The following is a 23,216-nucleotide window of genomic DNA, read 5'->3' on the forward strand; positions in this document are numbered from 1 at the left end:
TGTAGTATAAAAAAATCTGCCTCAATCACGTATTGTTACTCTATAATTGCGTTAAACTAAAAAACTTATTTATTCACAAGGGTGTCGGATGAGTGATGAACAAAAAACCACCCACTTTGGTTTTAAATCAGTCAACTGGGATGAAAAGGAAAAAAAAGTCGGCGCCGTGTTTCAATCCGTCGCCGAAAATTATGATCGGATGAACGACTTGATGTCATTGGGAATCCATCATTTATGGAAACGATTTACTATCGAGTTAAGTCAGGTGCGTTCCGGACAGGCTGTGCTGGATCTGGCGGGAGGCAGCGGCGATCTGACCCGTTTAATCAGTAAGAAAATCGGGCCGAAAGGCATGGTGGTGCTGGCCGATATTAACGCGGCCATGCTTGAGGTAGGTAGAAATCGTCTTCTGGATGAGGGATTACTGAACAATATCCGGTATGTCCAGGCTAACGCCCAGAAGTTACCGTTTGCCGATAATACGTTTCATTGTATTGTTATGGGTTTTGGTCTTCGCAATGTCACTGATAAGGACGAGGCGCTGCGCGCCATGTATAACGTCTGCAAACCCGGCGGTAAAGTGATGATACTCGAGTTTTCAACGCCTGATATGCCGGGGTTAAAACCGGTTTACGATTGGTATTCTTTCACGGTGTTACCCAAACTTGGCGCTTTGTTTGCGGGGGACAGTGCCAGTTATCAATATCTGGCCGAATCCATCCGGCGTCATCCTGATCAGGAAACGATGAAAGTCATGATTGAAAACGCGGGGTTTGAGGATTGTCACTATCATAACCTGAGTGGCGGTATCGTTGCCTTGCACATAGCGTATAAATATTGAGGCGACCATGATAAAAAAATACTCATTAAAACTACTTCAGAAAGCCATAAATCATGCGTTGGCACTGGATGAATCCAGCCCGCCCAAACTGGATCCCCTGCAAGGTAAGGTGCTTGAAATCATTATCGCACCGTTAGGGGCCAATTTTTTTATTACCTTTGATGAGCGGCGGCTCATTCTTCTCGATCGTTATGACGGTCATCCTGATACCATCATTCACAGCAATCCCCTCGGCCTTATCCGCCTCAGTATTTTACCCGCTTCCAGGGCGCGGTCGCTGTTTAATGATAAAATTCGACTGTCCGGCGATGCTGAGCTGGGTTATGAAGTTAAACAACTCTTTGATGAACTGGATATTGACTGGGAAAGTCATTTGGCCCGATTCACCGGAGACGTGGTGTCCCACCAAATCGGATCAATCGTTCGCAAGGGTATTTCCTTTAAAAATCAATGGATGGATTCCATGCACCATAATGTATCCAATTATTTGCATGAAGAAGCGCGCCTGTTTCCTTCCCGCGAGGAAATCAATGATTTTTTTAATGACATTGATGAATTGGCGCTGGATGTTGAACGTCTGCAGGCAACCATTAACTTATTAACGGCTTCCCATGAAATCGATTAGACAATTAATACGGCTTTTGTACATCAATACCGTTCTGGCCCGCAATGGCCTTGATCAATTGATTGTATCGATTCATCTTTTTTCCCCTTTTCGTTTTATTGTGTACTTAAATCCCTGGAACTGGTGGCGAAAAGAGCAATTGACGCGCGGACAGGCCATACGAAAAACGCTGGAAGAGTTAGGGCCTATATTCATTAAATTTGGTCAGGCGTTATCGACGCGACCGGATATCTTACCTCCGGATATCGCCCGGGAACTCTGCAAGCTACAGGATAAGGTACCGCCATTTCCCAGTGATAAAGCCCTGGCCATTATTGAAGAGGCGTTTGGCCAATCCGCTTTTGATATTTTTGCCGAATTTGATACCAGACCCCTGGCTTCGGCTTCCATGGCCCAGGTCCACGCGGCCACTTTGCAAACCGGCGAAAAAGTCGTTGTTAAAATTTTACGTCCCAACATGCTTAAAATCATTAAGCAGGACTTAAGTATCATGCACACTATCGCGTATCTGGCAGATCGCTACTGGTCAGAGAGCAAGCGGTTAAAACCCAAGGAAATTGTCGCGGAATTTGAACAGAATTTGCTTGATGAACTCGATTTACAGCGGGAAGCCGCCAATGCCGGACAACTCCGTCGCAATTTTAACAATTCTCACTTGCTATACGTTCCGGAAATCTATTGGGATTATACTCGTGAAAACGTCATGGTGATGGAACGCGTTTATGGCGTGCCGGTCGCTGATATAGAAACGTTGCGTGATTATGGGGTCGATATTAAAAAGCTGGCGGAACGAGGCGTCGAGATTTTTTTCACCCAAGTGTTTCGAGACTGTTTTTTTCATGCGGACATGCACCCCGGTAATATTTTTGTCTCGACCAAACACCCTGATAATCCCCAATACATTTGCATTGATTTTGGCATCATAGGAACGTTGAGTGACAAAGATAAACGTTATCTGGCTGAAAACCTGTATGCCTTTTTCAATCGTGATTACCGCCGTGTCGCGCAATTGCATGTCGAGTCGGGATGGGTTGCCCGTACAACCCGGGTCACCGAATTTGAGAGCGCCATCCGTACTGTCTGTGAACCAATTTTTGAAAAGCCGTTGAAAGATATTTCCTTTGGTCAGGTTGTGATGCGATTGTTTCAGGTGGCCAGGCGTTTTCACATGGAAGTGCAGCCGCAGTTGGTGTTGCTGCAAAAAACCCTGTTGGCCATAGAGGGACTTGGGCGTCAGCTTTATCCCGAACTGGATCTCTGGACAACCGCGAAGCCGTTTCTGGAGAAATGGATAAAAGAGCAAATTGGTCCACGGGCCTTTGTCAAACAATTACATGACAATCTGCCTTTTTTCACGGAACAATTACCACACATGCCGCGCCTGTTGAACGACATCCTCATTTTGTCCAAGGAACAGAAAATGCGCGACTTGTCGCACACTGAGCAAGATGATGGTAATCAAAATAACCGGAATTACTGGATCAGGGGTTTGGGTGTCGGTGTTTTTACCGCTATGATGGCGTTAGGTGTTTTTAATTACCTGGAACTTATCAAACCGGATCGATTAACACCGCTGGCCATTGGCGTTGCGTTGATTGGTGGCCTGATTACGTTTATCAATAAAACAAAAAGGAGTTGATATGGGACTAAGCGGTGTCAGCCCGTTGTCATTATTGCTTATTTTACTGATTATCGTCGCACTGTTCGGCGGCAGTAAACTGAAAAATATCGGCTCGGATTTAGGTAACGCCATTAAGAATTTTAGACGTTCGCTGAATGAAGAGGATGATCCGAAACCATGAGCGCCGGTGAGTTATTATTGACCTTGTTCGTCGCGCTCATTGTATTTGGCCCCAATAAATTACCCATGCTCGCAACGCATATGGGAAAGCTCTTTCGTATTCTTAATCGTTGCCGGAATCGACTCGCTGATTTCTGGCAGGAGCAGCTCAATGAACAGCAGCTACAGGACAATACCCGCAAGGCAGAACAAGCCGATGCCCTTTATAATCATGACAAGCCTTAGGAAATGTCCTGGCAATGGAAAAAACAGTAGCCCGTAAGGAGGCCTGCGGCCGTATTGCGGGTTTTATGTATGGGAGAACAGGTGAGTATCCGGGTGAACGTTTTCCCGCATTGCGGCTTCACCTTCATGACCGGCGACAGGAAAAACAACCTATTTCCTAAAATAGAAATCAGCAAAATCAGCGAGTACTTTTTCGATGCCGGCGACGACTTCCTCATAGCGTTCATGCTGAACCAGAGATGCGCTCAGTTTAATCTGACCGCGATGAAGGTGCATGAGTTGCTTGCCATGATGGGTGAACCGGTGATTATTAAACGTATCCAAAGAGCGTTTCAGCTTTTTATCCAGCCTTTCCTCCACCGCCGCTTTAATGCGTTTTTCACCATATCCTTTCGCTATTTTATCCGCGATCTCCAAAAGTACCTGGGTATAAATCGTTCCTTTATTGGCGATGGCGCGAATAATTGAGGCCGATTTTGCGGATACGTGGGACAAATCACCAACCGCCGTCCAGATTTCCTCGGGAACTTGTGAAAATGCCAGAAAATTACTTAATGTCGTGGCGCTGATCCCTAATTTCTCACTTAATTGTTCCTGATTTATTTTTTCCGTTTGTAGCAGCGTATTATAAAACATGCCCTTGGAATAGTCGGAAACATTTTCCTTTTCGTTTTCAGATACCAGAACGGAAACGGCTTGATTGAACGTCAAATCCCTGAGAATGGCTTTGATGGGAATTGCGTGTTTCTTACATGCAGACCAGCGGCGAAATCCTGCAATGACAATGTATTTGGCCTTGGCGTCGCTTTTTGGTTTGAATTCATCAGAGGTTTTGACCACGACAATCGGTTGGCATTGGCCTTTGTGTTTGATGCTTAAAGCCAGTTCATCAATGTTGCCGATTTCAAAAGGTTTCCTGTCCCTGAATTCCCAAGTGTCAATTTCCGAGCAGTCAAGTTGAATGATCCGCTCTACGAATCCAAGCTCGTTTTCCACGCTTTGCATGCGTTCACACAGCATATCCGATAAAGAAAAGTTCTGCATGACTCTTATCTCCAGGGTAGAACCACTACATCACCATTTATTGTTATATCGTTTGCTGACGCCATATACTTTAATAATCAGCCAGAAATTTTGCGCCGTCAAGACTAATATTGCGTCATTTTGATTTAATTTAACGCTTCCTGGTTGTCGTTTTTTAAAGGGGTTAACGCCCATCCAGACGCGTTGCGCAGGCTCTTCTGTATGAAACCGGGGTTGTTCCATGATAGACAACAATGCCCAGGCCATACCGTTTTCCATGAAACACCGTGCTATAGTTGCTAGTAACAGGTTTGAGTCAGAGGATACTATGGGGCAACGAAGTCTTACCTCGGATTTGCATATAATTACGCAGCAACTCAGTCAAATTATTGATACGCCCATCGAGGAAAGCCTGACGCGGCTGGTTGCGCTCACCAGGCATACGTTTGCTGTTCCCGTTGTTGCTATCAGCATGTTTGATGAAAAGAGACAAAAATTCAGCTTGCTGAATACCTGTGATTTTTTTGGCAATAAAAGGGATCTCTTGGGCTTTGATCTGTACATTAATGACGATGTGCTAATTATTGAGGATACCCGCAAGGATTTGCGTTTTGAGAAAACCCCCTTATTTCTCGACGACGTGGAAATGCGTTTTTATGTAAGCTGTCCTATCTATGGTAAAAAAAGGCAAAAAACAGGGGCGATTATTTTACTGGACAGCGAACCGCGATCATTTTGTCTGAGCGATTTAAGTAATTTGAATGAAATTATTAAATTGATCGAGATGGAAATTAATAATTGCCGTTTATCCAAAGCGCAAAAACTATTACTAAAAGAAGTTGACTATAAAGAACGTCTTGGTTTTACCGATCAGAAAACCCGGGTCTGGAATGTCGCGGGCTTCAGAAAGATACTGGCTTTTCAACTTGCGGAAAGTATTGAGAGCGGTGTCGGTTTCGGATTACTGGCTGTGGACATTGATCATTTAACACGGATTAATGAACAATACGGTGTTGAAGTCGGTGATGAGCTTTTAAAAACCCTCTCCAGAGTTTTGATGAGAACCTGTCGCAGCGAAGACACGATTGCGCGAGGGGATTTTTCTGATTTTATAGTGCTTGTTCATACGGATTCCATCGTCAATATTAAAGGTGTGGTTGATAGAATATACGAGAATTTGGCGGGACTCTCGCTGGATAGCTCTCATGGAAAGATCGAATTAAGCGCGACACTGGGCTATACCGGCTTTGATCCTGAAATAACCCACCCGGATCTCCTGCTTGCCCATGCCGAAATTGCCCTGCTTAAGGGGAAACGTGCCGGACGTAACCGTGTTCATTGTCACATTACCAGTGAACGCGATTAGTACACACCCTAAATAGACGCTCCGCCCTGATTTCCGGGAGGATGGATCCCGAGGTTGTGATAGTTATCGATTTGGGAAAATAAAGCGAATAACGAGTGATTCGAGTCGTATTCTCCTTCCGGACTAGATTGTGGTTCCACTTCACTAAGAAGTTCGCCCGGGGTTTTCCCTTTGTTTGCCAGAGAGTGTAATACGAGCCCGCGTAAGCCGGCGCCCCATGATTCTACAAAGGAGCGTTGTAAATTGATGGTCAGCGATGCTTCAAGTTCAGTGATTCGAGTCTGGTCAAGTTTTTTGAGCGGATAGGTAAGTTTGGTGATTTTGCTTGTTTTCAAAGCGGCAAGAAGCGCCTGCCACTGTGCTTCATCCAGTTTTTCAAGGGGGTTTCCTGTCAAGTGAAGTTCCCGGATGTCGCTTTTGGCGATGGCCATGAATAAACTATGGATGTTTTCCGCAGACAGCTGATGCAGGTTATTCATAGCCAGGTTGAGATATTTTATTTGGGTGCGGGGCAAAAATTCACAAACGACCTGCAATTGCTCATGAGACAGCTTTCCTAAAAAATTATCGGCCAAATTGAGCCGCTCCGGCGAATTTGTGCCGAGCGCTGTTAAAAAGGATTGTAGTTGTTGCGAGGAAAGTTTACTGAAACAGTTGCTGCCCAGGGAGAGTTCTTTTGATTGCAGAACAAGCAATAATTCGCAAAAATAGTTAAAGTGGATATCGGTCAGGGCGTGAAGCCGGCAATTCGATAAATCAAGTAGGTTAATATCCTTGCAATAAGCGATACAGCCCAGCAAATGCCACTGTTCCCGGCTAATGGTGGTCAGATCGATATCCGCGAGAACGAGTTTGCCGCCACTCAGTTTTTTGAGCAGTGTATGAGCGAATTGACCCAGGGTTTTTTCCTCCAGGGGTAAATGCCGGGAAAAGGAATTATCACTGCATCGTTGCAGGATGGCGGTGAAAATCTCGATATAGGAACACGACGTCTGTTTTAACAGATCCGTCAGTTCGTTTTCACTTTTGTTGTCAAAAGCAAGAAAATGACTGAGCAGCGTATTAATATAATCTTCCGGTTGCTGACTCAAGTAGCTTGTAATTTCTTCAGTACAGAGTTCATCATTATCGTTTTGCATCGTAATTTGCCTTGGCGGCCTATTTTTGCTCACAATAGTATTGCAAACAAATATTCATGACGTCAATAACTATCACCAAACGGGTTATCTTGTGCGGTATGCGGAATGTGTTTTTTTATATTACATATAGAAGTATTTTTTTACATAACGCCATATTTGTGTATAATTTGATCATGTAGGCAAGAATTTAGATCATTATGCCAAAATTATTCACGATTAAGGAGTGGGGCGCAAAGGGAATAAAAAACACCGTCATTGCAGATGAAATGAGCAATGTTTATAAAAATTCAACTATTTATGAGCGTCTGGATTCTCTGATCGCATTGTATGAAGCCTGCGCAAAACAACAACCTGCCAACGAGGCGGTTGATGAGTTAAAGCGGCAAACAACTGCGTTTATCGCCATGATTACCAATACCAGAGACGTGGCGGGCGTCATTGAGCAAAGGAAAAATTTACGTGAATTGTGGCCTGTTTTTTTACCGAATACAGCTCTCAGACATCTTCGTCCCTTCAAGCTGGCATCGGAAGAGGACGGTGTGCAACGAAAACATCTGGTTAAACAAAGGCTGCTTGAGCATCTTCTTGCTTTAAAACAAAAAAATTTACTAAAGGTGAATAAAGAAGATAAAAGGCAGGATGAATTGCATGGCGTGACCATGCTAAGCGATCTTGAAAAAGAGGCTTTCCGTATTTTCCCGGCCGATGGTGCACTGTGGACTTTGCGTCAACCCTCGGATGAAGACAGTCCTCTTGAAATAGTACCCTTTGATACCGGGCATTGTATTGCCCATGGTCGCGATAATGGCCGTGCCATTTTTGTGCTTAATCCACAGGGTGAGTTATTTGCAGGCAGCACGGAAGAGAAGCGGTTTCATCATTCCAGCTTTGAACGTGGCGGATTTGTAGCGTACGGAGGAACCATGGAGGTTGAAAAGGGACAGCTTAAATATATTGATGATTACAGCGGACATTACGGGCCAAAAATAAAGCAATTCTTCAATCTGATTAAAGAGTTTCATGCCCGAAAGCTGATTCAGGAAGACACCATTATTAATTATAAATTCCGAGAATCCGCCGGCTTAAAGCTTGGTGAGGAATCCACGTACTTAAATACTCGCGGTTTCCTTGGTTTACCGTCGTTAAAAAAGGAGAGGGGCGAGATCAAGGCGTCGGAAGTCAAATCAGAGGACATTGATCACTTTGAAATATTATCCAATTTTTTATATGACGCCGTTGATGAAGAATCGTCTCCTTCCTGGCGTATATTTGCGGTAGTCATGTATGAATTTTTAAAAGATAAATCAGGGATCAGTGACAAACTTGACGGTTATATCGATGATGTAAAGGGTTTATTGAGCGAGCTTTCCATTCCGACCGATTTTGCAGAGCATAACCCTGAAGAATACGAAAAATACCTGCGGATCATGAACGAATTGATTACCAGTAATAAAACCCTGGAAAGAGCACTTGGCGGTACCGACTGGTTACCGGTTAATGTTGATAAAGGGATTCAAAATCAATAATAGTTCTCCGTTAGCTCCCAGTGGCGCATCGGATATAAATATTATAAAAATCAACAATATGTCTTTTATTTTCTCTGGTTTTTCGCAAATTTAACAATTCACTCTTTGCATTCAGTGGTTATATGGGTTAATTTAAAAGCATAGATAGTATTTCTTGCTCGGCTAACACAAAAAGCAAGGAAGCCAGATTTAAACAATCGCGGTGTGCATGCTTAACTCGTATTAAGAAGCCTGAAGCGGTTGAAGAGGCATCCACTTTATATACCAGAACCGTAGCAAGAATACTATCGAACCTCACTTTAACCAATTAACCAAATCTCGGTTCAGGTCGATGGCAATAGGGCGCCTTGGCGTGTTTGGCATAATAATTCTGGTGATACCCTTCCGCCGGCCAGAAAGGACCGACTTCCAGCAATTTCGTGGCCACATCATAGCCACGCGCACGTAATAATTTCAACAACGCTTGTGTGTCCGCTTTTTGTTCCGGGTTATAATAAAAAACCGCGCTTTGATATTGCTGTCCAATGTCGGGGCCTTGTCCCGTGCGCTGGGTTGGGTCATGAATCTCAAAAAAACGTTTCAAAACGGCGTAATAATCCAGTTTGCCGACGTCAAATACCACTCTGGCCGCTTCATAATGGCCGGTGTTGCCCTGACAAACCTGTTCGTAGGTCGGATCAGGAACATGGCCGCCGGTGTAGCCGACTTCAACGTTTAAAATGCCTGGCATGAGACGCAGGAAATGGTCTACTCCCCAGAAACAGCCCCCCGCTACGATGGCTTCTTCCGTATCCAGCACCTCGCTGTCCGGGACAAAATCAATGGATGCGGAATTCACGCAGTGACGAAGATTTCTGGTTGTGTACTGTTCTCCGGTGAATACATGGCCAAGATGCGCATCGCAACGACCACAGATAATTTCCGTGCGTAACCCGTCGGGATCCGGTTGTTGTCTGACAGCCTGAACAATGTCATCGTCAAAGCTTGGCCAGCCGCATCCGGAATGGAATTGACTGGCTGCGCGAAAAAGCGCCAGGCCGCATCGCCGGCACAAATAACTGCCCTTTGCGGAGGGTTCGTTGTATTGACCGCTATGGGGATATTCCGTTGCCTTGTCACAAATGATTTTGCGAGCCAGAGGGGTCAGGCTCGCGGTTTTATCCAGATAAGTCGTCACGGAATTCTCCTGATAGCGTCCGCGGTTATTTAATACGGTTACATATTTTATCGGCCATGTAACCAATGGCTCCTGCATAATAGATAGAATTATTGTAGCGCAAAATCATTTTGTAGTTCGGGTAAGCCAGAAATACCGGGCCGCCGTACGGTTGCACGATGCTGGCATTGAGATTCTGGTATGGTAGGGGGCGCCCGTCTACTGTGCGTATGCCCATGGCATTCCACTCGCTGACCGGTTTGACGATATTCTTGCCTTCCAGATCCATATTGAAGTGACGGGGAAGTTTCACATGGATGGCCCATGGTTCGCCTGTACGCCAACCGTTTTGCTTCATATAATTGGCAATGGAGGCAAACACATCGGCTTTGGTGTCCCAAATATCCTTGCGGCCGTCGCCGTTATAGTCTACCGCATATTTCATCCAGCTCGACGGCAAAAATTGCGGTTGTCCTGATGCGCCGGCCCATTCTCCTTTGAATTTTTGCAGGGACACATGGCCGTCATTGACAATATGGAGAGCCATAAACAGTTGTTTGCGGAAGAAATCACTGCGCCTGGAATCGTATGCCAGCGTGGCCAGCGATTTAATCACTGGAAAATTACCCATATATGTTCCATAGCTCGTTTCCATGCCCCAGAATGAAACAATGAAACAGGGATCCACGCCGAATTGCGCAGCCACTTCATCGATCAACGCTTTATTTCTCGCGTAATTCTTACGCCCCATCAGGATCCGATAATTGTCGGCGCGTGTGCGCAGGTATTTTTGGTAGGTCAAACGGTGTTCCGGCTGCGAGCGAGCCAGGCCCTTCACGCGGCGGCTTGGTTCATGAATGCCTGCGAACGCTTCGTCAAACAAGGCCGGGGATATACCTTGTCCAATCGCTTCCCGCCGGACTTCGGCCACCCAGCTTTGCCAGCTTTGCTGATTGGCCGCCGCAAGAGGCGCTAATATCAATAGCAACGGGATCGCGAGGCTGAATCGTAATTTAATCATAACATTCCCCTTATTATTTTTTCTGGCTTTAAAGTCGCTTTAACCAGTTTTTTATTAAAAAATAAACATGTTCAGGTCCCATATAGCCCTGCATCGGCAAAAACATTGCTGCGCTTTAATTTTAACATTCTGGATTATTTCTGTAGTATAGACGTTAAATGAGGCCATATGTTGTCGAGAATTCGCTGCTGAGCCTGTTCGTTAGGATGCAGGCCGTCCTGTTGCATGAATTGATTATGGCCGGCGACGCCTTCCAGAAACATGGGTACCAGTGCTGCATGGTACTGCCTGGCCAGTTGTGCATAGACATTGTCGAATAATTTGCGATAGGCAGGGCCATAATTGGGCGGAAGATAGGTTCCTAACAACAACGCTTTTGCCCCTGCCTGTCGGCTCATGTCGAGCATTTTAGCCAGGTTTTGTTTCATTGCGGCCACAGGCAGCCCGCGCAGACCATCGTTAGCGCCCAGTTCGATGATAATGATTTCAGGATCATATTTTGGTATGGCCATTTTAAGCTTCTGCAAGCCATTGCTGGTGGTATCACCGCTCGTGCTGAGATTGATCAACCGATAGTCAGGGTATTGGTTGTTGAGGCGTTCTTTCAGCAGGTTAACCCAGCTCTTTTGAATATCAATACCATAACCGGCACTCAGACTGTCTCCCAGGACAATAATGGTTTTTGCCTGCAAGGATGCTATGCTGAAAAAAAACAATAGAAATAAAGCACGGAATTTCATGGCGCTCCATAATGTTATGATGACACTTCAGGATGTCTATTATACGGTACAAAGTGGTGAACAATTATTACCTATATTGAAAGATATCAATCTTGCTATCAAGTCCGGGGCCAGTATCGCAATTACAGGGGCGTCCGGTTCGGGAAAAAGTTCACTCCTTCATTTAATGGCCGGCCTTGAGCTCCCCACGTCCGGACAAATTTTTTATGGGGAGGAGGACATCACCCTGGCCGATGAAGATCGGCGGGCACAGTTAAGGGCACGAAAAATCGGATTTATTTTTCAATCCTTCCAGTTACTTCCCAATCTCACCGCCCTGGAAAACGTGTTATTACCACTGGAAATCAATCAACAGGCCGACGCGCTGACGGAGGCGTTATCCTGGCTGGATAAAGTGGGTCTTAAGCAACGAGCCAGTCACTATCCCTTGCAATTATCAGGCGGAGAACAACAACGGGTTGCCATAGCCAGAGCGTTCGCCATCTCGCCTTCCGTCCTGTTTGCCGATGAGCCAACCGGAAATCTGGATAACCGGACAGGAAAAATCATTGCCGATTTGTTGTTTGATTTAAATCGCCTTCACCAGACTACGCTGGTTATTGTGACCCATGATGAGGCACTGGCCAAACGATGTGTCGAGCATTGGCCTTTGATTGACGGAACGGTCAAATGTTAAATTTGCCCCTGACCCTGAAAGCCACCCTGCGAGACTGGAAGAGCGGGGAGCTGACGCTCTTGCTGATGGCGTTGATTATCGCCGTAGCCTGCGTTACGGCGATCAGCAATTTTACCACGCTCATCAACCGCCAGCTTGAACAAAGTACGGCTAATCTTCTGGGAGCGGATGCGGTTGTAGTCAGCAGCGTTCCCATTCCTTCCCGGTGGCGAGACGAAGCGGCACGCCTGGCTCTGACTCAGACGACAAGTGTCACATTTTTAAGCATGGTGGAATATCATGGCCACTTGCAATTGGCGCAAATTCATAGCGTATCCGCTCCCTATCCGTTACGGGGAACCGTGAGGGTCGCCGACAGAATTTCCGATAAGACCGGTCACCCCGCTCAAATCCCTGCGGCCGGAAACGTCTGGCTGGAACCCAGGTTATTGTCCCTGCTTTCCGCCGACATCGGTCAATACATCACCATTGGCGCCGCGAGATTGCGAATCGCCGGAGTTATTCTTGAACAACCCGGGCAAATGGGTAACTGGTTTACCATTTCTCCACGTATCATCATGAATCAGCAAGACATAGCCAAAACCAAAGTGATTCAGCGCGGCAGCCGAGTGACCTATTCCTGGTTGCTTCGCGGGGCGAAAAAAAACGTAAGCGCGTTAAAAAAGGATTTGCACAATAAGCTGACCAGCCATCAGGAATGGACCGATAGCCAAAATAACAATCCGACCGTCGTGCGAGCGACGGAGCGCACACTGAGTTATCTTCATCTTGGTACTTTAATGAGTCTGGTTTTAGCCGGTGTGGCCATTAGTATGGCAACCTTGCGCTATTGCCAGCGTCATATCGGACAGGTGGCGTTATTACGTTGTTTCGGAGCGTCACAATCACAGATCCTCGGGATCTATCTCGGTAGTCTGTTCTTGCTGGGCAGTACTGCCTGTCTTATTGGAGCTGCCATCGGGTATGCACTCCAGCCGGTTTTGCTGAACTGGTTAGGCGGTTTGCTTCCCCCTGTGTCGCGGCACGTTACGTTCGCGCCGCTGTTTTTCAGCCTGGCTGCCGGGATGACGCTCTTACTGGGGTTTTCCGCGGGGCATGTCTGGCAATTACGCAAGATAAGCGCTATCACGATGTTTCGTCAACAACAAGTGGTTTGGCAAAACAGTACCTATGTCACCTATGGATTTGCTTTATTATTACTGGGCGTACTGGCTCTCATTTATACCGGATCATGGATGATCACGGGTTTCGTCCTGTTTGCCTGTGTTGCTTTCATTGCGATGGTTGTCGGCAGTTTATGGCTGGTGTTCGGGCTGCTTATGGGCCAGAAACAACGCTTGCCGCTCAACTGGCGTTTCGGGTTCGTCAACATAGGACGCAATCTGGAAAACAGTGCTTTACAGATCATTGGTATTGGTCTGGCGTTAACGGCCATGTTGAGTTTAACTATAGTCAAGAATGATTTGTTGCGAGACTGGCAGCGCCAGTTACCTCCCGATGCCGCCAATTTTTTTATGATCAATATTGCGCCGGATCAGATCGGTGACATAAACCGGTTGTTGTCGGCCAATCGTATTCAACACGCGGCTTTTTACCCGATAGTCCGTGCCCGTTTGACCGCTATTAATCATCAATCCGTTCAACAACGATTTGGTGAGGAGGCTAAAAATATCAACGCCTTGCGCCGGGAACTCAATTTATCCTGGACGGACAAACTTCCGCCCGGCAATGAGATCACCGCGGGACGCTGGCAGGTCAGGGATCCGCATAAAAACTGGGTTTCTGTGGAGAAAGGCGTGGCGGAAAGATTGGGTTTGAAACTGGGTGATCTTGTTGGTTTTCAATTTGGTGACGGGCAACTGACGGCGGAGGTGACCAGTATTCGTCGCGTGGACTGGAGTTCGTTTAATCCGAATTTTTTTATGTTATTCAAACCCGGTTTTCTCGATGATGCTCCCCGGACGATGTTGACCAGCATGTATGTCCCCCCGAGCCGTCAGGAGATCCTGATTGAAATGACCCGGCAATTTCCCAATATTACCCTGATTGATATTACTCAAGCCATTAACAAGGTTCGAAGCGTCTTAACCGACGCCGGTAACGCAATTAGTTTTATTACTTTTTTTGCCTTGCTGGCGGGGTTGATCATTGTGGCGCTGGCTATTTTATCTTTCAGCAGTACCAAACAGCAGGAAACCCGGTTGCTTAAGGTATTGGGCATGCGCCAGTACGCCTTATTGTGGATCCGGACCAGCGAGGCGTTTATCCTTGGTGTTTATGCCGGATTGCTGGCATCCATCACCGCCATTCTTGTTAACCGCTATTTAGCCGAGGTGGTGTTGAACATTCCCTTCAGTCCGCCGTGGCACTTGATCCTGACGGTTCCTCTCTATACGGCAGGTATCACCGTTGTTATTAATTTTCTGATCCAGAGAAATCAATATCAACACCGAAAGCAAACCGTCATTTGATGACGGCTTGTCGCGACAGATCCGTTTACACGACTCGAACGTTCAGCATATCAGCAAGATTGGGCTGTGAGCAGAGGAATCGATCCGGTGTCTTGTTGTCGGAGAGCAGGGTTTTACAGATTTCGGGCCCTGTTGTAACGCCTGTGCCTATGGCGTTGCCTGTTATTTCAAGCACCAGAATACAGGATTGTCCGGTGTTTAAAACAAACGGCGACGGACAGACGCCGGGCAAGTTGGTCAATTGGGTGACGCCTGTAATCGGAACCATCGTCAGGGTGCGCAACAACAAGGTATTATTGGTGATCTGATAGGCGGCGTTGACCGTCTGATTGATGGTGATTTCCGTGGGCGGTGTCAGAACGGGAATGATGGAAAATTTAGGCTGACTGCCGGCCTGTGCCGTAAACGCAAGCAAGACAAACAACACGCCTGAAATGACCCGGAGCATATTATGATGTCGATTCACTGCAATTCTCCTTAAACGGTGTAACTTAAACTAAATTGCAACTGTTGCGTCATGGGCGGTGTAAACTCTATGCCCCTGTTTATCGTCTGGCCAAAAGCCGGGCCTAGCTGGGTTTTACCCCAGTAAGCGAATTCATATCCGACGCCTACCTGCCAATGCCGGTTAATGGCCATTTGTCCGCCTGCCCCTACGGTAAATGCGGCGGTTGTTAACGTTTCGGAAGAGAAAGGTGGCGCCGGAACTTCTTCAATAATTTTCGGCGTTATCGTAAAGCCATAGGCATGGTTGAAGGAGAGTGCGACGCTGGCGGAGAGATAGGGTTGAATGCGATAACCGAAATCACCCAGGAGTTTTCCCTTTAGCCCGACGTGTCCGTGGTTCACATTGAAATGGTAGTAATAATTGTTGAAATTGGGATCATTGTCCTCGAGAATATCGCCATTGAGATGGACAGTACCACTGTAAGCCACCGCGATACCCAGCTGACCATACAGTTGTCTGGCAATCTGGCACTGCAAGGCAAAAAACAGCTCGGCACTGGTCAGGGCTCTCGGGTCTCCGTCATTGATATACGTTTTAACGACATCCGGCTGCAAGGCAAGTGTTTGTTCGGATGACGTAGCATACCAGGCAGGGCCCACGCTCAGCGTTATAATTTTTTCACCGTTTGTTGCATAAACAGGCCCCCCGCCGCCGGCGAACGCGGCAACCGACAGACCATAGATGGCGGCGAACAATATCCCTTGTTTTATTATCCTCATTCCCTGCTTCCCTATTTTTGAGAGGAATTCAAATGGTTTATGTTCTGTTGACCTCCGTAAGATGTCAAGTAAAGTTTGCAGCGTCATTATCTCACGCATGTAAATAGGAGATGAACACAAAGGCAAGAGCGTGTATGCTAAAGAACATGGTTACCGGAATAATTAAGAAAAATGGCGTTACTGCAACTCGACTCGGGATTACTCCATTCCGCTGTAGTGCATGCCTGTTATGAATTGGTCAAAAACCGTGAAACCTTAAATGCCATCAATGTCTTTCCGGTGGCTGACGGCGACACCGGAAATAATATGGCTGCTACCGCAAAAGCTATTATTACCTATTCTTCCCGGCAAGAGACCCTGGAAGATACCTGCAAATCGATTGCCGATGCCGGTATTCTGGGGGCGCATGGCAATTCAGGCATGATTTTTTCGCAGTTTTTCAATGGCCTTACCGATAAGATCACGCTTCCCTTCACGTTATCCACACGCGAGTTCGCCAGCATGATAGCCAATGCGTCAACAAGTGTGCGAGCCGCCATAGCCAATCCGGTAGAAGGCACGATTCTTACAGTCATGGAAGCCTGGGCGGCCAGTTTGCAACAACTGGCCGGACAGGTTGGCTGTTTCAATCAGCTTATGAAGCAATCCATCCACATTCTGGATGAGGCGTTGCAATCGACAGTCAACACGTTGAGCCTTTTAAAGGAAGCGAATGTTGTGGATGCCGGCGCCCTGGGTTTTACCTTTTTTGTGAAGGGATTTGCCGAATTTTTGAATGATCCCAGGCCGCATGTTGAAAAAGCGGATTTTCCGGCGTTTGAACCTCATCATGATGACGAGATCGTCAGCAGTGAGCCGCCCCAAATGCGTTATTGCACCGAAGCCATGATTGCCGGGGAAAACCTGGATAAATCCGCCGTTACCAGTCTTGTTCAGGCGCATGGCGACAGTATTGTACTTACCGCCAACGCCCGTTTGTGCCGGCTGCATATACATTGCAACAAGCCGTGGCAGGTTTTTTCAGCACTGGATGCCGCAGGTAAAATCCAATACCCGAAAGTGGATGATATGCTGCGCCAGTATGAAACACTGCATCAGCGTAAACACCCGATAGCGCTGGTTACCGATACCGGTGCGAATATTCCCCAGGATATTGCCGATCATTACCAGATTCATTTCATTCCCTTTAATATTCAGGTAAATGGCCACGATTTATTGGACAGATATGGTCTGGATAGCGAATTATTATATGAAAACCTGGCCGGGTTGCCCGTCTATCCGACCACGTCTTCCCCGTCGCCTGGCATCATTACCGAAAAACTTCGTATTCTTTCCCGGCATTATGAGCATGTGCTTATTGTCAGTGTCGCCCAGGCTTTAAGCGGGACACATGATGCTATTGTGCAGGCGACCCGTTCTTTCTCCAACGTGCATGTCATCAATTCCCGGCATGTGTCAGGTGCCCAGGGACTTTTATTGAATCACGCTGCCGAATTGATTGCCGACGGTTATTCCATTGAGGCAATCAAAGAAGCGTTGCAGGCTAAACGGAGCAAAACACATATGTTTGTCATGGTTAATCAATTCGACTCCCTGATCCGTTCGGGGCGGGTCAGTAAGTTAAAAGGTAAAATCGCCCAGTTCTCGCAAGTCAAACCGATTCTTTCCCTTGACCCTGACGGACGAGTCATTATCTACGACAAGACGTTTAGCGAAACCAAAGCGCTTGTAGCAATGGTGCAAGCCGTTCGTGATTTGTCGCAACCGGACGGGCTGGATAATTATTGCATCGTTCATGCCGGAGTTCCTGAAAAAGCGCGGGAATTTGCGATCATGACCACGGAAGCGTTTGGCCATGAACCCGCCTTTATTGAACCTGTATCCACCGGCATAGGATTGCATGCCGGAAAAGGATGCCTTGCCCTGGCGGCCATGACGCATTAAGCGGTTGTTGCCGTGCAAGCACCTTGCTGACGGCGCAGAATCCAGCCCAGGATCAAACCGTAGAGTGGAATGAATGATATCTGGCTAATCAATAATTTGAATATCAGATCCACGCTGGCGATTTCCAGCCAGTGCCGGCTTAAAAACGCGTTGCTGCCATGAAAAAACGCCACAAAAAAGAAGAAATAGGTATCGAGAATGTTGCCGAAGACGTTGGCCGCGGAAGGCGCTATCCACCATTGCTTTTTCCGGCGAAGTTTTTGAAACAGGGCAATATCTCCCAGTTGACCCAGAATATATGCGAGAAAACTGGCCAGAGCAATACGCAAAGCCAACGGATTATTGGTCATTATCATGCCGCAGGTAAACCAGTTTGCAATCAGAAATGAACCGGTTAAGCCGGGTATCATGGCCATAAATACAATTTTTCTGGCTGTTTCCGGACCGTGCAGGCGAGTGGTCAGATCAGTCAGAATAAAAATGAGCGGGTAGCTGAACGCGCCCCAGGTGGTGTGATAGCCAAACAATGTCAGCGGGAATTGCACCAGAATATTACTGAGGCAGATGATAAAGATATGGCTTGCAAGCAGAGCAATGTTTACGAAACGTCCCATAATCGCCGATGATATCGAGTAAAAAATATACAATTATAAGCGTTTCAGGGCGAATGGCAACCATCGTATTAACGATATAGAAAATTTTTGTGCTATTGTGTGGCGCAATAATCATGTATGACTATTTTTTTAAGGATTGAAGATTATGCCAAAATGGTTTAGCAAGTTAACCGGGAAAATGACTATTCCTCCTTACAACCCTTCCTCGACTCATCTTAATACCGAGCGATTGAACGGTTTTGCGGAGTTTGCAGGAGCAAGCACGCAGTTGTTGACTTCGCCGACAGCCGTCATTCCCTTTAAATTTGGTCAGGTAATAAGTTCCGGTTATACGCTGTTTGCGGAAAAACCGTGCCGGCCTGAAAGAGGCATTCATTTTTTGCAGGCGATGATTGCTTTGTGCCAACTGATTATGGCCTCCATGTTGTTTTTTCAGGATGAAGACTGTAAAAATGATGAAGAGATACTTTGCAAGTTACTGATTTATTTTTCGTTGTTATATGATAGTACACTGGCCTTTGGCTGGGGAGCCGGCGAACTTTCAAAACAATCCGAACAACCCTCATCAACCCCGAAAATTTCCGAGATTGATGAGGACGAAGAAAAAACGGATGATGATGAAACGGCTGAGGAATCCGAGGTGGCTGTTAGTTCTCACGACGAGGAAGCGATGGAAGAAAGGGCGCCATCGAGTTTTTCACCCTAAGATTCGCAGGTTGGGTTGTCTATAGGCAGCCCAACCAACCTGTCCAGCGGTCAAAATGACATTAGTCCTGAACGTTGGCCAGCCAGAGATTAATTCCCTCAACTAAGGTCGGATGAGCAAACATCACGTCGCGTAACTGCTGGTAAGTCATATCCATTTGCATGGCCAGTTGGACGGTTCCCAGTATCTCTCCGGCTTCGGCGCAAAAAATGGTAACCCCGAGAATGCGATCGGTTCCGGCGTCGATAACCGCTTTTAAAACACCGGTGGTTTCTCCCTGGGTCCTGGCCCGCGGAATCATGGCCGCTGGAATTTTAGCGATTTTTATGTTGTAACCGTCAGCCAGTGCCTGGGCTTCGGTCAAGCCGATTCGCGCCAGCTCCGGATCGAGAAAAACCGTATAGGGGATCAGGCGTCCCTTCGCGCTTTGCTTGTGGTCAGGGTTATTCAGGTTATGTTTGACCAGACGATAATCATCAAGCGACAGATGGGTAAACTGGGCACCGCCCTTGACGTCACCCAATGCCCAGATGCCGTCTACGGATGTTTCCAGATACTCATTAACCTTGATAAACCCTCGTTCATCAACGGCGATATCCGTTTTTTCAAGACCGAGATGTTTCGTATTGGGGGTGCGGCCTACCGACACCAGCACATCGCTGCCTGTAAGTTCCTCGATGGTATTTTGATGACTCACTTCCATGACAACATGGCCTTGATCGCGGCGAACATGATTGATGGTCGTGTCTAACAGAACCCTTACCCCTTCCTGCTGCAACATATCCAGGACGTTTTCGGCAATATCCTTGTCTTCCCGGCCAAGGAATACGGGCATGGCTTCGATAATCGTGACTTGCGAGCCGAAGCGGCGAAATAATTGGGCGAATTCCAGACCGATGTACCCGCCGCCGATAATCAGGAGATGCTGAGGCACGCGATCCACGTCCATTAAGGATTCATTGGTATGATAGTTTACCTTGTCGAGCCCGGAAATTGGGGGAATAAAAGGCAGGGCGCCGGTGTTGATAAAAATACGTGGTGCGGTGATGTGCCGTGGTTTGCCATCTTTTCCGGGTTTATCCGGATGCACTTCAATGATTTTCTTGTCGACAAATTGTCCTCGTCCAAGCATCAAATCCATACCGGAGTCGATAAACTGCTTGAGATTGGCTTCTCTCATTGCAGCGACCACCGCCTGTTTACGGGCGCGAACCGCACTGAAATCCACGGGGTCGAGATGAGCTTGTAAACCGTAGGCCTGGGCCGTTCGGCAATAGTGGGCTATTTTTGCGGATTGAACCAGCGTTTTTGTGGGAATACAAGCCACATTAATACAGGTTCCGCCAATTTGATGGTCTTCGATCATTGCGACGTGCTGGCTGCTTTTGGCCAAATCCATGGCCAGAGTTTTTCCGCCCTTGCCGCCTCCAAAAATGATAGCGTCGTATTGTTTCACCATGATGTATCCTCTGATAATTTCAAGACCCGGGATGGGGCTTTAAATAATTATAGTGCAGGTTCTTTGAACCAAAATTTTGGATAAGATAAGTGTCCGGAATTCGGAGTTTGTTGACAGCTTTGGCTGGAACCCAATAGTATGAAGCCTGACATGCAAGGAGTGCCTATGTACAAGTTATTAATCCGTTCAATGATCCTGTTTTCCATTCTAGTCCATCCGGCCGCCGCTGATCGTGTCGCCATTATTGGCGGGGGAGGTGCGGGTCTGGTGACGGCCTGGTTAATTGAACAAAATCACGACGTGACGCTTTATGAATCCGAAAATCGTCTTGGCGGCCACATCAACTCTATTGAAATCAAGGTGGATGGCGAGCCGGTGATCATCGAAGGAGGCGCTGAATTTTTTAACGAAACGTCCTACCCTCATTTTTTGAGGTTGCTGCGTTTTTATAATATGCCTTTAAAGTCTTTCACGCTGGTCACTACCTTTTACGATACCCACGGTGGTGATGAAATTATGTTGCCGCCCTATCACGACGGCACCGTGGAATGGAAATCGCTCAAACCCTATAATCTCCGCCGAGCCTTGAATTTGAAAACCGTGATTGATAAAGGACACCATATAGTAAAACAGCAAGACGTGAAGCCAACACTGCAAGAGGTGGTTGATGAAACGAGCGTCGGTGATAAATTCAAGGATACCTTCCTTTATCCGTTTCTTGCCTCCGCCTGGGGTGTGACAACCGGAGATATTCGCAAAGCTTCCGCCTATAATTCGTTGAAATACATGGTGGAAGGCAATGATAGCGGGAATTATAAATGGTTTGAGGTAAAAGGTGGTTTGTCACAATACATTATTACCGTCAAAAACTCCCTGGCCCGCACCCGAATCAAGTTAAACAATCCGGTTTCCGGTATTGTCAGGGATCATGGGGTGTTCGTCATTACGGATAAAGAGGGCCGCAGTCATGAATACGATCACGTGGTTTTGGCGACCAATGCCAATGTGGCTGCCAGCCTGATTAGCCATTTACCGGACATGAAAGACCTGGTCAGGACACTGAATAAGATCCGGTATTTCGATACGAAAATAGCCATTCACGGTGACAAGCGTTTCATGCCGGCCAGTAAAAGCGATTGGCGTTTGGTTAATATTCGTTACGATGGTGTTCAGTCTGCGACAACCATGTATAAAAAATGGAAATCGAAATCACCGGTTTTCAAAAGCTGGGTAACCTATGATGTGCGGGATCCCAAGGATAAAGGTCCGGCCATGCCTGAAAAACTGTATGCCTTGCTGAAATACAAGCATCCTCATAATGATCGTTTCTATTTTGAAGCGCAGGAAATGGTAAGACAAATACAAGGCCATGGTAATTTGTGGTTTGCCGGCATGTGGACCTATGATAACGATTCTCACGAAAGCGCTATCATTTCGGCGATGAATGTCGCCGAGCACCTGGCTCCCGGCTCAAGACGCCTTGAAATTCTCAAGGGCGCTCCTACTCTTCGTTGCGCGCCTGCAAAAGCTCCTGGACGGGTTTCGGTAAATACGACTGTGCCCTCAAGGTGAGTGCTTTCTCATGTTTTTGCCATAACGTACCCAGATAAATAAGAAACGCGCCGATGATGGTTAGGGCGACCGGGAAAAAAGTACTGTGTGCGAAGACTTGCCAGGCCAGATGACCAAGGTAGCAGGCGCATCCCAGAGCGCCGAAAATGACGAATACCTTGCGAACCAGCAAGACTCCAATACCAATCATCACCAGATTGATACACAGGTAAAAGAAGCGGCTCAATTCACTGTCGGAACTTTGCGAAGACAATCCCCCCCAGAAGGCCAGCACACCGAAAATATATAACCAGAAGGCGTAATCAAGCGCGTTACGGGAGCGGATATCCACCCAGAACGCCAGAAATATCATGGCAAGTCCGAAATACATGGACACCATGGCTCTTAACTCAAAACTATATTGACTGTGTTGACCGAGCATGGCCGCTATATCCATGGACATGTACCATAAGGTTACGGCAACAGGCATGAGCATGAAGGGATAGCGGTAAATCCAGGCCAGAATAATGCCGACGGCAAGCGTCCCCAGTTCCATAAAAATCCAGTGCCATTTGATGTACGCATGATAATCGCGATACACGCTGCTATCCGGCCACCAGCCCATAGCCAGTTGCAAACCATAAATAGCCAGGGGAGTCAGGCACACGACAAAGGTCGCGCAGATCCCCGCCGGGGTTTTTAGTTGTTTTTTATGAAATACCGAGGTCAGTGATAATCCCAGGATGCCATAAAGAATGGACAGATAAAAAAGTCCCCATCCGCCGAAGGTTTCCCACCCCAGATTCATGAATAAGGTCATGGCACCGATGGCGATGAGTCCTCCGAAGTAATAAAGTACGTTAGTTAGATTAAACTCTGGCGCAAGTTCGTCCTGTTCGTGTAGAAAATCAAGTAATTGGTCCGCCTGTCGTGCGTTAATAATTCGGGCATCGACTGCTTTATTTAAAACAGATCGTGAAATTTTCATTATTCCCTCCACGCCATGCTCACCGGAACGACAGAGATTAAGCGGGTTTGATCCTATTTAAGAGTATAGATGGAGATTGAAGAAACAATATGTATTTTGTACAAATTGGTCCGGCGA

At 46.9% G+C, this 23,216-nt stretch carries 23 protein-coding genes and 1 other RNA gene; 13 read left to right on the forward strand and 11 right to left on the reverse strand.

All coding sequences use genetic code 11. From position 1 onward, the window contains the following. The first annotated feature begins 88 nt into the window (after positions 1-88). The 5 genes from ubiE to CKW05_RS00220 are packed head-to-tail and all read left to right on the forward strand — an operon-like array spanning position 89 to position 3,492. Positions 89-841 (forward strand): bifunctional demethylmenaquinone methyltransferase/2-methoxy-6-polyprenyl-1,4-benzoquinol methylase UbiE, encoded by a 753-nt coding sequence (ubiE, locus tag CKW05_RS00200; RefSeq protein ID WP_058484760.1) that lies wholly within the window; start codon positions 89-91, stop codon positions 839-841. A gap of 7 nt (positions 842-848) precedes the next feature. After that, positions 849-1,466: a ubiquinone biosynthesis accessory factor UbiJ gene (locus CKW05_RS00205; RefSeq protein ID WP_058484759.1), complete on the forward strand. Its 618-nt coding sequence runs from the start codon at positions 849-851 to the stop codon at positions 1,464-1,466. Further along, on the forward strand, positions 1,453-3,105 hold the full coding sequence (gene ubiB / locus CKW05_RS00210; RefSeq protein ID WP_058484758.1) for a ubiquinone biosynthesis regulatory protein kinase UbiB: 1,653 nt from the start codon (positions 1,453-1,455) through the stop codon (positions 3,103-3,105). Before CKW05_RS00205 ends, ubiB begins: the two co-directional genes overlap by 14 nt. 1 nt (position 3,106) lies before the next feature. After that, on the forward strand, positions 3,107-3,268 hold the full coding sequence (tatA, locus tag CKW05_RS00215; protein ID WP_058484757.1) for a twin-arginine translocase TatA/TatE family subunit: 162 nt from the start codon (positions 3,107-3,109) through the stop codon (positions 3,266-3,268). Continuing rightward, a complete protein-coding gene (locus CKW05_RS00220) occupies positions 3,265-3,492 on the forward strand; it encodes a Sec-independent protein translocase subunit TatA/TatB (RefSeq protein ID WP_058484756.1) in 228 nt (75 codons plus the stop codon). Before tatA ends, CKW05_RS00220 begins: the two co-directional genes overlap by 4 nt. Before the next feature lie 150 nt (positions 3,493-3,642). Here the strand turns inward: CKW05_RS00220 and CKW05_RS00225 are convergent, their stop codons facing one another. Together CKW05_RS00225 and CKW05_RS00230 are read right to left on the reverse strand one after the other, a co-directional pair. Next, positions 3,643-4,536 (reverse strand): ParB/RepB/Spo0J family partition protein, encoded by an 894-nt coding sequence (locus CKW05_RS00225; RefSeq protein WP_058484755.1) that lies wholly within the window; start codon positions 4,534-4,536, stop codon positions 3,643-3,645. Between the two features lie 30 nt (positions 4,537-4,566). Beyond that, positions 4,567-4,794: a hypothetical protein gene (locus CKW05_RS00230; RefSeq protein ID WP_058484754.1), complete on the reverse strand. Its 228-nt coding sequence runs from the start codon at positions 4,792-4,794 to the stop codon at positions 4,567-4,569. A 49-nt stretch (positions 4,795-4,843) separates the two neighbouring features. Between CKW05_RS00230 and CKW05_RS00235 the strand changes: the two genes are divergently transcribed. Continuing rightward, the gene (locus tag CKW05_RS00235; RefSeq protein WP_058484753.1) at positions 4,844-5,881 is read left to right on the forward strand and encodes a sensor domain-containing diguanylate cyclase; all 1,038 of its coding nucleotides are present in this window, start codon (positions 4,844-4,846) and stop codon (positions 5,879-5,881) included. Between the two features lie 8 nt (positions 5,882-5,889). Here CKW05_RS00235 and CKW05_RS00240 read toward each other — a convergent pair whose 3' ends face one another. After that, positions 5,890-7,020, reverse strand: coding sequence for a hypothetical protein (locus CKW05_RS00240; protein ID WP_058484752.1), 1,131 nt, complete (start codon positions 7,018-7,020; stop codon positions 5,890-5,892). 197 nt (positions 7,021-7,217) lie between these two features. Between CKW05_RS00240 and CKW05_RS00245 the strand changes: the two genes are divergently transcribed. Next, a complete protein-coding gene (locus CKW05_RS00245; RefSeq protein WP_058484751.1) occupies positions 7,218-8,546 on the forward strand; it encodes a hypothetical protein in 1,329 nt (442 codons plus the stop codon). A 142-nt stretch (positions 8,547-8,688) separates the two neighbouring features. Beyond that, positions 8,689-8,837, forward strand: a non-coding RNA gene (gene ssrS / locus CKW05_RS00250) — 6S RNA. 16 nt (positions 8,838-8,853) lie between these two features. Here the strand turns inward: ssrS and CKW05_RS00255 are convergent. The 3 genes from CKW05_RS00255 to CKW05_RS00265 form a co-directional block, all read right to left on the reverse strand. After that, positions 8,854-9,723 (reverse strand): bifunctional methionine sulfoxide reductase B/A protein, encoded by an 870-nt coding sequence (locus CKW05_RS00255; RefSeq protein WP_058484750.1) that lies wholly within the window; start codon positions 9,721-9,723, stop codon positions 8,854-8,856. 25 nt (positions 9,724-9,748) lie between these two features. After that, the gene (locus CKW05_RS00260) at positions 9,749-10,723 is read right to left on the reverse strand and encodes a lytic murein transglycosylase (protein ID WP_058484749.1); all 975 of its coding nucleotides are present in this window, start codon (positions 10,721-10,723) and stop codon (positions 9,749-9,751) included. A 134-nt stretch (positions 10,724-10,857) separates the two neighbouring features. Then, a complete protein-coding gene (locus CKW05_RS00265; RefSeq protein WP_058484748.1) occupies positions 10,858-11,463 on the reverse strand; it encodes an arylesterase in 606 nt (201 codons plus the stop codon). Here CKW05_RS00265 and CKW05_RS00270 point away from each other — a divergent pair. After that, positions 11,462-12,139 carry an ABC transporter ATP-binding protein gene (locus tag CKW05_RS00270; protein WP_058484747.1) on the forward strand — a complete coding sequence of 226 codons (678 nt, stop codon included), beginning with the start codon at positions 11,462-11,464 and terminating at the stop codon, positions 12,137-12,139. The two genes, CKW05_RS00265 and CKW05_RS00270, sit on opposite strands and share 2 nt — an antisense overlap. After that, positions 12,133-14,610: an ABC transporter permease gene (locus tag CKW05_RS00275; RefSeq protein WP_058484746.1), complete on the forward strand. Its 2,478-nt coding sequence runs from the start codon at positions 12,133-12,135 to the stop codon at positions 14,608-14,610. The genes CKW05_RS00270 and CKW05_RS00275 overlap by 7 nt, the downstream gene beginning before the upstream one ends. Positions 14,611-14,635: 25 nt before the next feature. On the opposite strand, the gene CKW05_RS00280 is transcribed toward CKW05_RS00275, so the two are convergent. After that, complete coding sequence (locus CKW05_RS00280) at positions 14,636-15,076, reverse strand: hypothetical protein (RefSeq protein ID WP_126339263.1); 441 nt, start codon at positions 15,074-15,076, stop codon at positions 14,636-14,638. Positions 15,077-15,087: 11 nt separating this feature from the next. After that, positions 15,088-15,837: a porin family protein gene (locus CKW05_RS00285; protein ID WP_058484744.1), complete on the reverse strand. Its 750-nt coding sequence runs from the start codon at positions 15,835-15,837 to the stop codon at positions 15,088-15,090. 171 nt (positions 15,838-16,008) lie between these two features. Here CKW05_RS00285 and CKW05_RS00290 point away from each other — a divergent pair, with 171 nt between their 5' ends. Beyond that, positions 16,009-17,781, forward strand: coding sequence for a DegV family protein (locus CKW05_RS00290; protein WP_058484743.1), 1,773 nt, complete (start codon positions 16,009-16,011; stop codon positions 17,779-17,781). Here the strand turns inward: CKW05_RS00290 and CKW05_RS00295 are convergent. Continuing rightward, entirely contained in the window at positions 17,778-18,395 is a 618-nt protein-coding gene (locus CKW05_RS00295; RefSeq protein ID WP_058484742.1) for a 7-cyano-7-deazaguanine/7-aminomethyl-7-deazaguanine transporter, read from the reverse strand. The genes CKW05_RS00290 and CKW05_RS00295 overlap by 4 nt on opposite strands. A 145-nt stretch (positions 18,396-18,540) precedes the next feature. Between CKW05_RS00295 and CKW05_RS00300 the strand changes: the two genes are divergently transcribed. Continuing rightward, complete coding sequence (locus tag CKW05_RS00300) at positions 18,541-19,101, forward strand: hypothetical protein (protein ID WP_058484741.1); 561 nt, start codon at positions 18,541-18,543, stop codon at positions 19,099-19,101. Positions 19,102-19,162: 61 nt separating this feature from the next. Here CKW05_RS00300 and CKW05_RS00305 read toward each other — a convergent pair whose 3' ends face one another. Continuing rightward, positions 19,163-20,560 carry a mercuric reductase gene (locus tag CKW05_RS00305; RefSeq protein WP_058484740.1) on the reverse strand — a complete coding sequence of 466 codons (1,398 nt, stop codon included), beginning with the start codon at positions 20,558-20,560 and terminating at the stop codon, positions 19,163-19,165. A gap of 165 nt (positions 20,561-20,725) precedes the next feature. Here CKW05_RS00305 and CKW05_RS00310 point away from each other — a divergent pair, with 165 nt between their 5' ends. Further along, positions 20,726-22,132 (forward strand): FAD-dependent oxidoreductase, encoded by a 1,407-nt coding sequence (locus tag CKW05_RS00310; protein ID WP_058484739.1) that lies wholly within the window; start codon positions 20,726-20,728, stop codon positions 22,130-22,132. On the opposite strand, the gene CKW05_RS00315 is transcribed toward CKW05_RS00310, so the two are convergent. After that, the gene (locus CKW05_RS00315; RefSeq protein WP_058484738.1) at positions 22,062-23,099 is read right to left on the reverse strand and encodes a hypothetical protein; all 1,038 of its coding nucleotides are present in this window, start codon (positions 23,097-23,099) and stop codon (positions 22,062-22,064) included. The two genes, CKW05_RS00310 and CKW05_RS00315, sit on opposite strands and share 71 nt — an antisense overlap. Between the last annotated feature and the right edge of the window lie 117 nt (positions 23,100-23,216).

Source organism: Legionella spiritensis (genome assembly GCF_900186965.1).
Lineage (GTDB): Bacteria > Pseudomonadota > Gammaproteobacteria > Legionellales > Legionellaceae > Legionella_C > Legionella_C spiritensis.

Coding starts and splice junctions, on each gene's coding strand:
- ubiE (WP_058484760.1), top strand. CDS start 89: ATGAGTGATGAACAAAAAACCACCCACTTTGGTTTTAAATCAGTCAAC.
- CKW05_RS00205 (WP_058484759.1), top strand. CDS start 849: ATGATAAAAAAATACTCATTAAAACTACTTCAGAAAGCCATAAATCAT.
- ubiB (WP_058484758.1), top strand. CDS start 1,453: ATGAAATCGATTAGACAATTAATACGGCTTTTGTACATCAATACCGTT.
- tatA (WP_058484757.1), top strand. CDS start 3,107: ATGGGACTAAGCGGTGTCAGCCCGTTGTCATTATTGCTTATTTTACTG.
- CKW05_RS00220 (WP_058484756.1), top strand. CDS start 3,265: ATGAGCGCCGGTGAGTTATTATTGACCTTGTTCGTCGCGCTCATTGTA.
- CKW05_RS00225 (WP_058484755.1), bottom strand. CDS start 4,536: ATGCAGAACTTTTCTTTATCGGATATGCTGTGTGAACGCATGCAAAGC.
- CKW05_RS00230 (WP_058484754.1), bottom strand. CDS start 4,794: ATGGAAAACGGTATGGCCTGGGCATTGTTGTCTATCATGGAACAACCC.
- CKW05_RS00235 (WP_058484753.1), top strand. CDS start 4,844: ATGGGGCAACGAAGTCTTACCTCGGATTTGCATATAATTACGCAGCAA.
- CKW05_RS00240 (WP_058484752.1), bottom strand. CDS start 7,020: ATGCAAAACGATAATGATGAACTCTGTACTGAAGAAATTACAAGCTAC.
- CKW05_RS00245 (WP_058484751.1), top strand. CDS start 7,218: ATGCCAAAATTATTCACGATTAAGGAGTGGGGCGCAAAGGGAATAAAA.
- CKW05_RS00260 (WP_058484749.1), bottom strand. CDS start 10,723: ATGATTAAATTACGATTCAGCCTCGCGATCCCGTTGCTATTGATATTA.
- CKW05_RS00270 (WP_058484747.1), top strand. CDS start 11,462: ATGGCGCTCCATAATGTTATGATGACACTTCAGGATGTCTATTATACG.
- CKW05_RS00265 (WP_058484748.1), bottom strand. CDS start 11,463: ATGAAATTCCGTGCTTTATTTCTATTGTTTTTTTTCAGCATAGCATCC.
- CKW05_RS00275 (WP_058484746.1), top strand. CDS start 12,133: ATGTTAAATTTGCCCCTGACCCTGAAAGCCACCCTGCGAGACTGGAAG.
- CKW05_RS00285 (WP_058484744.1), bottom strand. CDS start 15,837: ATGAGGATAATAAAACAAGGGATATTGTTCGCCGCCATCTATGGTCTG.
- CKW05_RS00290 (WP_058484743.1), top strand. CDS start 16,009: ATGGCGTTACTGCAACTCGACTCGGGATTACTCCATTCCGCTGTAGTG.
- CKW05_RS00295 (WP_058484742.1), bottom strand. CDS start 18,395: ATGGGACGTTTCGTAAACATTGCTCTGCTTGCAAGCCATATCTTTATC.
- CKW05_RS00300 (WP_058484741.1), top strand. CDS start 18,541: ATGCCAAAATGGTTTAGCAAGTTAACCGGGAAAATGACTATTCCTCCT.
- CKW05_RS00305 (WP_058484740.1), bottom strand. CDS start 20,560: ATGGTGAAACAATACGACGCTATCATTTTTGGAGGCGGCAAGGGCGGA.
- CKW05_RS00310 (WP_058484739.1), top strand. CDS start 20,726: ATGTACAAGTTATTAATCCGTTCAATGATCCTGTTTTCCATTCTAGTC.
- CKW05_RS00315 (WP_058484738.1), bottom strand. CDS start 23,099: ATGAAAATTTCACGATCTGTTTTAAATAAAGCAGTCGATGCCCGAATT.